This is a genomic window from Dactylosporangium vinaceum (assembly GCF_019904175.1).
In the GTDB taxonomy this organism is placed as follows: domain Bacteria; phylum Actinomycetota; class Actinomycetes; order Mycobacteriales; family Micromonosporaceae; genus Dactylosporangium; species Dactylosporangium vinaceum.
Window position 1 is genome coordinate 4,894,301 of the sequence record NZ_CP061913.1, and the last position, 13,338, is coordinate 4,907,638.

The 13,338-nt window shown below is 73.3% G+C and carries 10 protein-coding genes; 6 read left to right on the top strand and 4 right to left on the bottom strand.

The features are described from left to right. Nucleotides 1-4: 4 nt before the first annotated feature. Both Dvina_RS21880 and Dvina_RS21885 read right to left on the bottom strand, forming a co-directional pair. Nucleotides 5-412, bottom strand: a complete 408-nt coding sequence (locus Dvina_RS21880) for a GNAT family N-acetyltransferase (protein WP_246656363.1) — start codon at nt 410-412, stop codon at nt 5-7. Nucleotides 413-540: 128 nt separating this feature from the next. Next, the gene (locus tag Dvina_RS21885; protein WP_223104323.1) at nt 541-3,528 is read right to left on the bottom strand and encodes a glycosyl hydrolase; all 2,988 of its coding nucleotides are present in this window, start codon (nt 3,526-3,528) and stop codon (nt 541-543) included. Nucleotides 3,529-3,761: 233 nt separating this feature from the next. Between Dvina_RS21885 and Dvina_RS21890 the strand changes: the two genes are divergently transcribed. The 6 genes from Dvina_RS21890 (at nt 3,762) to Dvina_RS21915 (ending at nt 10,229) form a co-directional block, all read left to right on the top strand. Next, entirely contained in the window at nt 3,762-4,409 is a 648-nt protein-coding gene (locus tag Dvina_RS21890; protein ID WP_223104324.1) for a fasciclin domain-containing protein, read from the top strand. A gap of 1 nt (nt 4,410) precedes the next feature. Further along, the gene (locus Dvina_RS21895; RefSeq protein WP_246656364.1) at nt 4,411-6,141 is read left to right on the top strand and encodes a molybdopterin-dependent oxidoreductase; all 1,731 of its coding nucleotides are present in this window, start codon (nt 4,411-4,413) and stop codon (nt 6,139-6,141) included. 25 nt (nt 6,142-6,166) lie between these two features. Next, nucleotides 6,167-6,721 carry a GNAT family N-acetyltransferase gene (locus Dvina_RS21900; protein WP_223104325.1) on the top strand — a complete coding sequence of 185 codons (555 nt, stop codon included), beginning with the start codon at nt 6,167-6,169 and terminating at the stop codon, nt 6,719-6,721. 119 nt (nt 6,722-6,840) lie between these two features. Next, entirely contained in the window at nt 6,841-7,251 is a 411-nt protein-coding gene (locus Dvina_RS21905; RefSeq protein ID WP_223104326.1) for a MarR family winged helix-turn-helix transcriptional regulator, read from the top strand. A gap of 58 nt (nt 7,252-7,309) precedes the next feature. Next, nucleotides 7,310-7,930: an MBL fold metallo-hydrolase gene (locus Dvina_RS21910; RefSeq protein ID WP_223104327.1), complete on the top strand. Its 621-nt coding sequence runs from the start codon at nt 7,310-7,312 to the stop codon at nt 7,928-7,930. A gap of 151 nt (nt 7,931-8,081) precedes the next feature. Further along, on the top strand, nt 8,082-10,229 hold the full coding sequence (locus tag Dvina_RS21915) for an MMPL family transporter (RefSeq protein WP_223104328.1): 2,148 nt from the start codon (nt 8,082-8,084) through the stop codon (nt 10,227-10,229). 7 nt (nt 10,230-10,236) lie between these two features. Here Dvina_RS21915 and Dvina_RS55240 read toward each other — a convergent pair whose 3' ends face one another. Beyond that, the gene (locus tag Dvina_RS55240) at nt 10,237-12,786 is read right to left on the bottom strand and encodes a patatin-like phospholipase domain-containing protein (RefSeq protein ID WP_223104329.1); all 2,550 of its coding nucleotides are present in this window, start codon (nt 12,784-12,786) and stop codon (nt 10,237-10,239) included. Beyond that, complete coding sequence (locus tag Dvina_RS21925; protein WP_223104330.1) at nt 12,750-13,322, bottom strand: AAA family ATPase; 573 nt, start codon at nt 13,320-13,322, stop codon at nt 12,750-12,752. Before Dvina_RS21925 ends, Dvina_RS55240 begins: the two co-directional genes overlap by 37 nt. Nucleotides 13,323-13,338: the final 16 nt, after the last annotated feature.

Genomic DNA, 13,338 nt, shown 5'->3' on the forward strand with positions numbered 1-13,338 from the left:
CGGTTCACAGTGGTTTGGTGTGCACCACGTCCGGGACCGGCAGGTAGCCCATCGACTGCCAGAACCGCAGCCCGGACGGGTTGTCGGGCAGCACGAACAGGTTGATCCGCGGGCAGCCGAGCGCCCGCAGCCGCGTCTCCAGCGCGGCGACCAGCTCGCGCCCGATGCCCTGACGCCGCCGCCCCGGGTCGACGGCGAGCCGCAGGATGAACCCGCGCCGCCCGTCGTACGTTCCCAGCACCACCCCCGCGACCACGCCGTTCGCGTCCACGGCGACCAGGAACAGCTCCGGCGTGCGGCCGAGCGTCCCCTCGACCTCGGCGCGGGGCAGGACACTGCTGCCGGCGGCCTCCCACAGCCCGGCGACGGCGTCCCAGTCGCCCCACTCGAACGTACGGATGTGCAACGTCACGCGCTCCATTGAACAGGTACGGTCGCCGTCACACTGGCCGGGTCACGATCCCGCGGCACCCGGTCCGGTCAGACATGGCACGGCGCCGGTGGGGCGGACCCCACCGGCGCCGGCCGGACCGTGCTAGGTCACACGGTGTACGGGATGGTCACCGCCGACTGGTTCCCGTTGGCGGCCGAGGCGTCGATGCGGACCGTGGTCGGCGCGTTGCCGATCGCGTTCCAGACCTCGAGCTTCACGCAGCCGCCGCTCATCGCCGCCAGGGTGCCCGAGGACGAGGCGAGGCCCACCGCCTGCGTGTACTGCTCGGTGCCCGGCACGGGATCGGTGGCGAAGTAGCGGTACGTCTCGACCCGGCCGTAGGTGCCGGAGCCGGTGAAGTCGTAGGAGACCCGGGCCTCGATCCCCTGCCCGACCGTGGAGCCGGCGTCGACGTGGAGCGTGAGCTGGGTCGTGCCGCCGTTCACGCTCCCGGTGATGCCGCACGCCTGGTACGTCACCGGGTTGTGCGGTGTGCCGTCGTAGTTGCCGTTCGCGGCCGTGACCGTCTGCGTCGTCGCCGCGCTCCCGGCGCTCGTGCTCAGCGCCGGGCCGGACCGCAGGTAGAACGTGTTGGAGCCGGCCGGCGGAGGCGGCGAGGACGACGGGGACGACGACGGCGACCGGGAAGGCGACGGCGACCGGGAAGGCGACGGCGACCGGGAAGGCGACGGCGACGTGGACGTCGGCGGCTGGGACGTGGGCGGGTTGCTGGAGCCGTTCCCGCCCGACCACGTGAACGCCCCGGTCGTCGCGGTCTTCCCGGCGGCCACGGTGAGCGTGCGGCCGTCGGAGAACGTGACAGTCAGCGGTGCGGACGTCAGGTTCGTCGCCGCGTACGTGCGCACGCCGTTCTTCGTGTACACCGCGTACAGCGGCGTGTTCGCCGTGACCGACGTGTCCACCGTGCCCAGCGCGGCGAGGTTGCGGATCCAGTGGAACGTGTGCGCCTTGCTCTCGCCTTCTTCCGGGGTGTACCCCGAGTTGGCGCGGAAGTTCGCCAGCGCCGTGTCACCGTTGCCCAGCGCCTGGAACGACCACAGCACGTCCTGCCACACCGTCGGCGGCCCGCCGTTGTTCGTCGTCATCTCGTTGTAGTTGGTCGCGATGTACGACGGCCTGTACCCGAGGTAGTTGGAGCCGCCGGTGATCGGGAGCATGTTGATGCCCTGGATCATCTCCGGCTCGGCGCTGAACCAGGTCGCGTACGCGCCGCCGTCGCCCCAGACCATCCCGACCTCGTTGTGCGCGAAGGTCGCCGGGAAGTTCTGGTTGGACGAGTCGAACCAGTACTCCTGGATCGCTTGCGCCTGCGTGGAGTAGATGTACAGCCCGGCGTCGCGCACCGCGGTGTTGCCGGTCGCGATGCCCCACTGGATGAGCGCGTTGGCGAAGTTCATGCCCTCCGACGAGGACTCCTGGTTGTTGCCGGCGCCGAACGACCCGTGCCCCGACGCCCAGTCGTGCCCGGCGTAGATGTCGAAGTCGCGCAGGAACGGGAACATCGAGTCGGCCCGGTCGGGGTTGTTGGCGTCGCGGATGAGCAGGTTGACCATCCCGCCGTACGCGCTTGTCGCCGCCCACGCCCGGTCGAACTTGGCGAGCGTCGCCGCAGCCGCGATGTAGTAGCCGTAGTGGAAGTGGTGGTCGTTGAGCTCCTGGTCGGAGCCGTAGGATGCCGGGTAGCCGATCAGGGTGCCCCACGCCTGGTTGTACACGAACAGCCGCTCCGTCTCGCCGGAGCCCGCGGTGAACCAGTCGGTCAGCCGGGTCCTGATGGCGCTCAGCAGCGAGTCGCGCTGGGCCGTGCGGCCGAGCTGGTCGGCGATCTCGGCGGCCCGGGCGGCCCGGCCCAGGCCCTTGCCGGTCCAGTACGTGTCGTTGCCGAACGCGGCGAGCGGGTCGCCGGTCGCGACCTGGTCGAGGTAGCCGCCGAGCGTGCTCAGGTCCGCGCCCGCGGAGTCCGCGACGGCGGGGACCTCCGGGAGTACACCCTGGAACGGCGTGGCGGTCGTGAACGCTCCCGTGCCCGTGATGACCTTCATCTGGCCCCGCGGCGACACGTACGTCTGTGCGATCGTGCTCGACCCGGACAGGGTCTTCCACTGGTGCGGGTAGAGCGCGACGACAGTGCCGGAGCCGGTGCCCTCGCGGGCGGTGGTGGTCAGCGTGTACGTGGCGCTCACCGTGCTCGCGGCCTGGTTGTACGTCCACGCGACGCGCGTGCCGGTCACGTGGTTGTGCGCATACTGTCCATAGGTGTTCGCCAGCGACGTGCGGTCGGCGGCAGACGTGGACGTGGTGGTCGGCAGCAGCGCCACCGAGAAGTAGTTCTTGCCGGCGAGCGTCGAGGTGATCGCGTTGCCGCTGACCGTCCAGGTGGCGCCGGTCGGGGCGTAGGCCATGTAGTCGTGGCCGCGCACGGTGAAGCCGACCCGGTTGCCGCTGTTCGTCCACACGCTCGGCGCGCCGCCGAACGACAGTTGTGCGTTGCCGCCGCTCGTCTGGGCGTACACGAACGGCAGACCGTGTCCGATCGTCGTCTTGAGCGTGCGCGTGCCGTCGGACCACGACGGTGTCACGGTCCAGTCGGTCCAGCCGTCGACGAGCGTGTTCGGCGCGTTGAGCCCGGTGACGCCGAGCGTGAACTCGGTCGTGTACGGGAAGTGGTATTCGCCGACGCCCGTCGCGGTGCCGGAGATGGACGCCTCGGTGGTGTACGAGACGCCGAGGCCGCCGGCGGACGGCTGGAACGCCATCGGGTGCGCCTCGAGGGGCAGCGCGTAGTTGCAGTCGGTCCGCTTGAACAGCAGCGACGACCACCAGTCGTTGGTGGGCACGGCGCCGGCCGGGGCGTTGGCGGTGAGGTACTGCCGCGGGTTCGTCGCGATGCTGCCGCAGCCGGTCGGGCCGGTGGTGCCGGCGGGCTGGGTGGTGGCGTAGGAGCCGGAGCCGAGCGTGGCGGCTTCGGCGTTGGGCAGGGCGAGGAAGGTGAGAGCACCGGCGATGACGGCGACGGCGAGGGCGCCGACGGCGAAGGGCCGGCCTCTGAACCTCGGTGTGAGGGCAGCGTGCATGGGTGTGGACTCCGTGGGGTGTGAAGTGGCGGGCTTCCGGGGTCCTGCGCAATCATCCGGGCGGATCACGACGGGTGTCAATGGCCAATTTTCTGAGAGCGCTCTCTACCAAGAGTCTGAGCTGGTAATTCGCCATGAGAGCGCTCTCGCCTCACTCGATCGGAATTCGCACCAATCCGGGACCGCGACTGCTCCGAATCTGTGGTGTACGCACCGATTGAAGGAGATTGCTCATGTTTCGCACCAAGTTCGCCGCCGTGGCCGCCGCGACGGCGCTCGCCCTCTCCCTCGCGGCCTGCGGCTCCTCGGACGACACCGCCGCCCCGGCCCAGTCCTCCGCGCCGATGACGACAGGGGCCCCGATGGCCACCACCGGTGCACCGTCGAGCGCCGCGCCGATGGACGCCCAGTTCGGCGCGGGCTGTGCCGCCGTGCCGACCGACCCGGCCAACCCGGGCAGCTTCGACGCGATGGCGAAGGTCCCGGTCGCCTCGGCGGCCTCCGGCAACCCCCTCCTGTCCACATTGGTCGCCGCCGTCAAGCAGGCCAACCTGGTGGACTCGCTCAACAACGCCAAGGACGTCACGGTCTTCGCGCCGACCAACGACGCGTTCAAGAAGATCCCGCAGGCGGACCTGGGCAAGGTCATGGCCGACTCGAAGACGCTGACGTCGGTGCTGACCTACCACGTGGTGCCCGGGAAGCTCACCCCGGCCGAGCTCGCCGGCACGCACAAGACCCTGCAGGGCACCGACCTCACGGTGACCGGCTCCGGCACCAGCTTCACGGTCAACGGCAACTCGATGGTCGTGTGCGGCAACGTGCAGACCGCCAACGCCGTGGTGTACATCGTGGACACCGTCCTGATGCCGAAGAGCTGACGTGACCGCCACATCGTCCACACTGGACGGCCGCTGGCGAGCGGGCCTCACGGGCCTGCTCGCCGCGGCGGCGGGGATCGCCGTCGCCGAGCTCCTGGCCTCGTTCGGGGATCCCGGGTCCGGCCCGGCCGTCGCGGTCGGCGGCGTGCTCGTCGACGCGGCCCCGACGCCGGTCAAGGAGTTCGCCGTGCGCACGTTCGGCACGGCCGACAAGCCGGTCCTGCTCAGCGGCGTCGCCGTCGGGATCGCCGCGGTCGCCGTCGTGGTCGGCCTGCTCGCGGCCCGCCGCCGATGGTTCGGCCTCGCCGGAGCCGCCCTGTTCGCCGTCGCCGGTGCGGCCGCCGCCGTGAGCCGCCCGTCCGCCGGCCTGCTCGCCGCCCTCCCGTCCCTGGCCGGCGGCGTCGCCACCGCGCTCGCCCTGAGCGCCCTCAACCGCCGGCGAGCCTCAGGCACCGACCCGGCAACCGAAGACCCGGCAACCGAAGATCCGGCGAGCGAAAGCCCGGCAACCGATGACCCGGCAACCGGGCATCCGGCGAGCGAGGGTCCGGAAGGCCGGCAACTCGACAACGCACAACCGGCAGGCGACGAGCCGACAAGCAGCGGAGTCCGAGGTCGTGTCGCCCCCGCCCCGGGCAAGGGGCTCCGCGGCCCCGGCACCCCAGACGTCGCTGGATTCGACAGGCGGGCATTTCTGCAGGCCGCCGCCGCGGTCTCGGCCGTGACGGTCGCCGCCGGTGCCGGCGCGGTCGTGACCCGGCGCGTGCGCGGCGGTGCCGCGAGCCGGGATCGTGAGGCCGTGCGGCTGCCCGCGCCCGCCGAGCCCGCCCCGCCGCTGCCGGCCGGGCAGGACCCCGCGTTCGTGACCGCGAACCGCGACTTCTACCGGGTCGACACCGCCCTCACCGTGCCGAGAGTCGACCTGGAGAGCTGGCGGCTGCGCGTCCACGGCCGGGTCGAGCACCCGCTGACGTTCACGTTCGCCGAACTCCTGCAGCGGCCCCTGATCGAGCGGCACATCACGCTCAACTGCGTGTCGAACGAGGTCGGCGGCCCGTACATCGGCACGGCGAAGTGGCTCGGCGTGCCCCTGGCACCGCTGCTGCGCGAGGCCGGGGTCGATCCCGGCGCCGACCAGGTCGTGGCCCGCTCGGTCGACGGGATGAGCATCGGCACACCGGTCCGCACGGTCCTCGACACCGCCGACGTCATGCTGTGCGTCGGCATGAACGGCGAGCCGCTGCCGCTCGAGCACGGCTTCCCGGTGCGGATGCTGACGCCGGGGCTGTACGGGTACGCCGGGGCGTGCAAGTGGCTCACCGAGCTGGAGCTGACCACGTTCGGCGCCTTCGACGCCTACTGGGTGTCCCGGGGCTGGGCCGCCCGCGGACCGGTCAAGACGGCGTCACGGATCGACCGGCCCGCGTCGTTCGGCCACGTCCGGCCGGGCGCGGTCCCGGTCGCCGGCGTCGCCTGGGCCCAGGGCCGGGGGATCGACAAGGTCGAGGTCCAGATCGACGACGAGCCGTGGCGCCCGGCCGACCTGTTGCCCGTGCCCTCGACCGACACCTGGGTCCAGTGGCGACTCACGTGGACCGCGACCCCGGGCCCGCACACCCTCCGGGTCCGAGCCACGGACCGGACCGGCACCGTGCAGCCGGAGCAGCGGGCCACCCCGTTCCCGGACGGTGCCACGGGCTGGCACACGGTGACGGTCACCGTCGACGACTGATCCGGGCCCGCGTACCGTACTGATCATGTTCAGCGTCTCACTCGGGGGCGGGGCCGAACTGCGCCCGCTGGAGCCTTGGCAGGCCGTGGAGTTCCTCGCCCACATGGACCGCGCCCGGGCCGTTGTCGACCCCTGGATCCGATGGGCCGGCGCCAGCACCGACCTGGAGTCGGCCCGTGCGACATTGCAGCACTACGCCGACCTGCAGGCCCGCGACGCCGGCCGCCTGTACGGCATCTGGCTGGACGGCACGCTCGTCGGCGGCACGCTGTTCGGCAGCTTCGACGCCACCGACGGCAACGCCGAGATCGGCGTCTGGCTCGAGCCGTCCGCCCAGGGCCGCGGCCTGGTGACGAAGGCCGTCCGCATCCTCATCGACTGGGCCTTCGACACCCGCGGCCTGCACCGCATCGAGTGGCGCTGCCGCCCCGACAACACCGCCAGCTCCGCAGTGGCCCGCCGCCTCGGCATGCACCGCGACGGGGTCCTGCGCCAGTCCTACCTCCACCACGGGGTCCGCCACGACAGCGAGGTCTGGTCCCTGCTCGCCACCGACCCCCGGCCCACCCCCGCCGGCTGACACCGCAACGCCCAACACCACCCCCACGACGGCCCGGGACCGTCCCGAGCCGAAACACCCGTGCTGCCGTGCGGTGCGGTGCCGTGCCGTGCTGATTCCCGGGCCGGTACGGTCGGCGGGTGGACGAGATCGAGCTTGCCGAAGCGCTGCGGTCGTCGATCGGTGACTTCGTGCGGCGGGTGCGGGTGCATGATCGGATGCCGGCCGGGCAGGCGGCGGTGCTCGGGCACCTCGATCGGGGCGGGGCGTCGACGATCGCCGGGCTGGCCCGGCTGGAGCAGGTCAAGCACCAGTCCATGACGCGGACGGTGAACCTCCTGGAGGAGCTCGGGCGGGTCGCGGTGCGGGCCGACGAGCGTGATGCGCGGCAGGTGCTCGTGGCGATCACGCCGGCCGGGCGGGCGGCGCTCGACGAGGAGCGGCGGACGCGGGCGGGGGCCATCGCGGCGGCGATGCGGGAGGTGCTCGACGACGGCGAGGTGGAGGTGCTGCGCCGGGTGCCCGCGATCCTGGCCAAACTGCACCCGTAACGGCGCCCGCCGTCATGCGCGGCCCACCGGAAATACAGCAATGCTGTATATTCGACGCATGCAACTCACCAAGTACGCGCACGCGTGCGTCGCGCTGCACAAGGACGGCCGGACCATCGTGCTCGACCCGGGAACGTTCACGCCCGAGGCCCGCACGGCCGTGGCGCAGGCCGACGCCGTGCTCATCACCCATGAGCACTTCGACCACCTCGACGAGGAGCTGCTGCGCGAGCACCCCGGCGTGCCCGTGTACGGGCCGGCGGCGGTCCGGGCCAAGCTCGGCGAGCGGGTCACCGTGCTCGCTCCCGGCGACGAGCGGGAGATCGCCGGGTTCACCGTGACGGCGCACGGCGGGCGGCACGCGCCCATCCACGGTGACATCCCGATCGTGGACAACGTCGGCCTGCTGATCGACGGCACCGTGTATCACCCCGGCGACTCCTACCACGCCCCGGACCGGCCGGTCGGTATGCTCCTGCTGCCGACCAGCGGCCCGTGGACCAAGCTCGGCGAGGCGGCCGACTTCGTGCGCGCGGTCAAGCCCGAGCGGGTCCTGCAGATCCACGAGCTGATGCTGAGCGAGCTGGGGCAGGCATCGACGGCCGCCATCCTCGGCGAGCAGGGGCTGACCGGCCGGGCCATCGAGCGCCTCGCGCCCGGTGCGACGGTCGAGCTCTAGCGCACTCGCGCCGGGCGCGGCGCTCGAACGGGAGAACGGCCGAATGTAACCGAACAGATGTTGCGTCGATTGTTGCATCGTTGGCGTTTGCGGCGTATCACTCGGGGAAGACCTTTCCATCATCGAAAGATCTCCCCTGAAAGGTACCCCGATGATCAAGGCGATCACCGGCCGCCTCGGAGCGATACTCGTGCTCCTGGTGGCGCTCGGCCTGACGGCGCTGGCGTTCGTCACGTCTCCCGGCCAGCCGGCCGCTCAGGCCACCGACGGGCTGCCGGCCGGCAAGCAGTCGACCCGCGTCACCGAGCTCGAGGACCGCTTTCCCAGCGGGCGGACGCAGACCGCGCTCGTCATCTTCGAACGGGCGGGCGGGCCGCTCACCGACGACGACCAGAAGGCCGTCGGCCGGGCGCGGGACGCGGCGGCCGCCGTCGCGCTGGGCGGGCGGGTCGCCCCGCCGGTGCCCTCCGACGACAAGCAGGCCGTGCTCGTCGCGGTGCCGCTGTCCGACGGGGGCACCGCCGACCTCGCCGACGAGGTCGACAGGCTGCGCACGGCCGTCACCGGGGACGCGGTGCAGCGGCCGGACGGGCTCACCGTGCTGGTGACCGGCGGGCCCGCGTTCGCCCGGGACATCGCGGCCGCCTTCGAGGGGGCCGACTTCACGCTGCTCGCCGCGACAGCGATCGTCGTGGCGGTGCTACTGCTTGTCACGTACCGCAGCCCGATCCTCTGGCTGGTGCCGCTGGCCGTGATCGGCACGGCCGACCAGGTCGTCGCGAAGCTGCTGCCGTGGGTGGCGAAGGTCGCCGGGCAGCCGACCGAGGGCCAGGTCAGCGGCATCGTGTCGGTCCTCGTCTTCGGGGCCGGGACCGACTATGCGCTGCTGCTGATCGCCCGGTACCGCGAGGAGCTGCGCCACACCGAGCACCGCCGCGAGGCCATGGCCGCCGCCCTGCGCGGTGCTGCCCCGGCCATCATCGGCAGCGCCACGACGGTGGTGCTCGCCCTGCTGACGCTGCTGTTCGCGGTGCTCACCACCAACCGCACGCTTGGCGCGGCGGCCGCGCTCGGTGTCGTCGTCGCGCTGCTGTTCGGCCTGGTCGTGCTGCCGGCCGCACTGGTGTCCCTGCCCCGGGGGGTGTTCTGGCCGTTCGTGCCGCGGGCGGGCTCCGAGGACCCGGCCCACGCCGGCTTCTGGTCCCGGGTCGCCGGGGGTGTCGAGCGCCGGCCGCGCATCGTGCTCCTCGCCGCCGTCGTGCTCCTCGCGGGCCTGGCCGCCGGGCTGGCCGGGACGAAGCTCGGGCTGTCGCAGACGGAGCAGTTCCGCACGAAGGTGGAGTCGGTCACCGGCGCCCAGGCCCTGGCCCGGCACTACCCGGGCCAGGCCGCCCAGCCGGTCACGGTCGTCGTGGACGCGCCCGCCGCCGACCGGGCCGTCGCCGCCGCCCGCCAGGCCGAGGGTGTGGCGAAGGTGGGCGAGCCGGAGAAGTCCGACGACGGTGCGCTCGTCACCTTCGACGTGAACATCACGGCCGAGTCCGGCACGGCGACCGCGGACCGCACGGTCAAGGATCTGCGGGCCCGGCTCGGCGCCCTCGACGGCGCGAACGCGCTCGTGGGCGGCGACCCCGCGGGGGACCTCGACGGGCGCGACGCGAACCTGCGCGACGACTCCGTGGTGGTGCCGCTGGTCCTGGCGGTCGTCCTGCTCGTCCTCGTGCTCCTGCTGCGCTCGCTCGTCGCGCCGCTGCTGCTGCTGTTCACGGTCGTCGCGAGCTTCGCCGCGAGCCTCGGCGCCGCGAGTCTCGTGCTGCGCTACGTGCTCGACATTCCCGCGATCGGCACCGCGGTACCCCTGCTGGCGTTCCTGTTCCTTGTCGCACTGGGTGTCGATTACAACATCTTCCTGGCGACCCGGGCCCGGGAGGAGGCGGTGCGCCACGGCACGCGGGCGGGCATGGTGCGGGCCCTCGCCACGACCGGCGGCGTGATCACGTCGGCGGGCATCCTGCTGGCCGCGGTGTTCGCCGTCCTCGGCGTGCTCCCGGTCATCGTGCTGACCCAGATCGGCGTCATCGTCGGCATCGGCGTGGTCGTCGACACGCTCATCGTGCGCACGATCGTCGTCCCGGCCCTGGCCCTGCTGCTCGGTGACCGCTTCTGGTGGCCGGCCCGCATCCACGGCCGGCCCGAGCCCGAGGGGCGCCACGAGGCACCTGACGACGGCGAGGCACCGGGGCGGCACGAGGCCCCGGCGCCGGGCCGGCACCTGGAGGGTGTGCGCACCGAGCCGTGAGCGGGGCTCACATCGGCGGCGTCTGGGTCAGGTCGGGGTGCGGTCGCGGACTGCCCTGGCCCAGCACGCCGTCGCCCGGCGGCTCCGCGGTGATGCCCCGCAGCAGCGCGGTCCCGGCGGTCCAGAACGCAGTGAGGTCCACCGGGCGGTACCAGTCGATCCCCGCCGAATACGGATCGTACGGATACTGCGTGTCGTCCGGCCCGGGCAACGAGTCGGGCGTGGCCATCAGGTCGCGGTAGGCGGGCGCGTGCTCCCGGGCCGTGTGGTGCAGCCGCTCGACGTTCGCCAGGGCGATGCGCAGCCGCAGCCAGCGGTAGCGGGTCCACTGGTCGCTGTCGGCGAAGCGGCGGCTCAGGCGGGCCCCGGCCAGGGCGCCGCGCAGGGCCATCGAGGCGATCACCTCGCGGGGCATGAACAGGTTGTTGCCGCCCTCGTCGGGGCGCTGGCGGACCCAGGCCACCCGGCCGCGGTACCCCGGCATGCCCGTCTGCATCGTGTCGCGCCAGTTGCGGGCCGTGTCGAGGATCGTGAACGCGAAGTCGAACAGCGAGCGTGGGGCCTTCGCGGCCGGCGCGCGGCTGGCCTGCCAGTCCTGCGGCAGCCAGACGTCCTGGTGCGGGAACGCGGGCGGGTGGTCGCCGAGGTTCAGCCCGAACGTCGGCCAGGCCGGCAGCAGCGTGTCGAACAGGTGCACGGGGAAGTTCGAGGTGATGCCGCCGTCGGAGAACCAGAGCGCTTCGGCGATCTGGCCATCTTGCGGGTACTGCAGCCGCCGCTGCCGCCGCAGCACGGACCGCCCGAGGTCGTCGCGGATGGCGGCCCCGCCGACGAGCCGGTAGAGCCGGACGGCTTTGAACAGGACGGGCAGCGACATGCTGAGCCGGACCGCGAACACGACGGGCAGGTTCCACGGGTCGGGGAGCCGGTGCAGCCGCCGCGGGCCGGAGCCGTCGGCCGCGGGGACGGTGACGGCCGGGGACTCGCACAGGGCGTCGAGGACGTCGGCGGGGAAGTGCCCCTCCAGATCGGCGCGGTCGAGGTAGAGCTGCTCGACGCCCGGGTCGCCGCCGGGCGCCCAGTCGAGCGGGAAGACGTAGGGCCGCTGGCGGGTGAGGTCGGTGGTCACCAGCTGGAGGTTGACCAGCCGGGCCCGCGGGGTCGCGGCGATGGCGCGCAGCTCGCCGGTCGGCTCCGGCGCCGGCTGGAAGTCGTGGCCCTGCCACAGGTGGCCGAAGCGCAGCACCGCGCCGGCGGGCAGGCCGGCCAGCTCGGCGTAGGAGTCGGCGAGCCACTGCACGAGCGGCCGGTCCACGGTCGGTGCGGGTGCGCCGGCGAGCAGCTCGGAGAGGTCCCGGCGGCCGCGCTGCCGCTCGGGGTCCGGCGCGCCCGCGAGGACGCCGTAGCCGAAGCGGTGCTGGGTGGCGAGGAAGCGGTAGACCGCGAACGCGACGACGGCCGCCATGGCAACGCTCGCCACGAACCAGACGAGCAGCCCGGCCACCCAGTGCCACCAGCCGAGGGCGGCGGCCACGGCGAGCGCGGCGATCCCGAGCCCGGCGCCGAGCTGCTGCACGGTGTGCGAGGGCCCGGGCGGCCGGCGGAACCGGCTGGCGACGGTCTTGAGCTCGGCGACCCAGCCCGGCAGGTTCGCGTCGTCGTCCGGCTTGCGGCGGCGGGGCCAGGCGGCCAGGATCAGGCCGGCCAGGACGTAGGCGAGGAACAGGTCGAGCGCGCCCCACCCGGCCGCCCCCGGCCAGCCGTTTCCGGCCCGGTGCATGTGCGGCCACGCCAGCGTGGTGCCGACCCACCCGCACAGCAGCGCCGCCGCGGCCGTCACCGCGACCAGGGCCAGCTTCGACCTCCAGCCGAACGCGAGCAGCGCGGTCATCGGCGCCGCCCACAGCCGCTCCCGCATGACCGCGACGAGAACCGCGAAGACCCGCCGGTCCCGCGCCTCGGGCCCGGGCCGGAACAGCTGCGCGAGCCGGAACGCGTCGGCGGTCCCGGTCTCGGGCCGGTCCGGGGCGATCTGGGCCAGCCAGGCGACGAGGTCGGCCAGCCCGGCGAACCCGGCCCGCACGTGCCCGGCCTCGCGCCGCTGCGGGTCGAGCGCCGTGAAGCGCTCGGCCGGGATCGGCTCGTGCCCCTGCGGCGGCGTGTCGCGGTCGAGCGCGCTGGTGCTGCGCCCGAGCTCCGCGGCGGCGGTGGCGGCGGCCGCGATCGCCCCGGCCGAGGCCCCGCCCACGTTGCGGACCCGGTAGCCGCGGGCGATCTCGCAGACGGCCAGGGGATAGACGACACCGGAGGTGGTGCCGCCGCGCATGGTCAGATCGACACTGCGGCGTCTGTACTCGTCCCGCTCCGCCTCGCTGGACGAGGACCCGGCGGGCAGAACCTGCTCGGGTGCCCGCCACACCGCCGGCCCCACGGGGAGCGCGAACGAGGCCGGGTCGCCGTATCCGCCGACGTCCGGGGTGGGCGGGTTCTTCCACAGCCAGTGCCGGCGGCCGCCCGGCGTCAGCCCTCGGCGCAGCGGGGGCAGCGGGTCGGGCACGGGGTCAGCGGTGCGCGGGCGGCCAGGCCGCTGCCGTGCAGGATCGTCGCCACGGTGGCGTCCAGGGTGGAGCCGGGGCCGATGACCGTCTCGCCGGGCGTGCCGAGCCGGTCGGCCGGGGTGTACCAGCCGCGCATGTCCTGCGGGGTGAAGGTCACCCGGTGGGCGCGGGTCGCGTGGCGGCGGACCGTCTCCTCGAACGGGATGTCGAGGTAGTACACGCTCGCCGGGCCCGGATGGGCGGCGAGCAGGTCGCGCAGCGCCGGGCCGTAGCGGTCGGCCGGCAGGATGCCCTCCAGGACCACGTGGTGGCCGAGGTCCAGGGCGGTGCGGGCCATGGCCGTGATGAACGCCGGGGCGGTCGCGCCGATGCCGTGGCTGTCGTGCTCGCGCAGGACGATCCGGCGCAGGTGGTCCTGCTCCAGCAGGGCACAGCCGCGGCCGTAGCGGCGGCGGACCTCGCGGGCGACGGTGGTCTTGCCGCTGCCGGAGTTGCCGCGGATGACGACGAGCGTGGGCGGTTCGGGTGGCTGCATGACTGCGCATCGTCAC

Coding starts and splice junctions, on each gene's coding strand:
- Dvina_RS21885 (WP_223104323.1), bottom strand. CDS start 3,528: ATGCACGCTGCCCTCACACCGAGGTTCAGAGGCCGGCCCTTCGCCGTC.
- Dvina_RS21890 (WP_223104324.1), top strand. CDS start 3,762: ATGTTTCGCACCAAGTTCGCCGCCGTGGCCGCCGCGACGGCGCTCGCC.
- Dvina_RS21900 (WP_223104325.1), top strand. CDS start 6,167: ATGTTCAGCGTCTCACTCGGGGGCGGGGCCGAACTGCGCCCGCTGGAG.
- Dvina_RS21910 (WP_223104327.1), top strand. CDS start 7,310: ATGCAACTCACCAAGTACGCGCACGCGTGCGTCGCGCTGCACAAGGAC.
- Dvina_RS21915 (WP_223104328.1), top strand. CDS start 8,082: ATGATCAAGGCGATCACCGGCCGCCTCGGAGCGATACTCGTGCTCCTG.
- Dvina_RS21925 (WP_223104330.1), bottom strand. CDS start 13,322: ATGCAGCCACCCGAACCGCCCACGCTCGTCGTCATCCGCGGCAACTCC.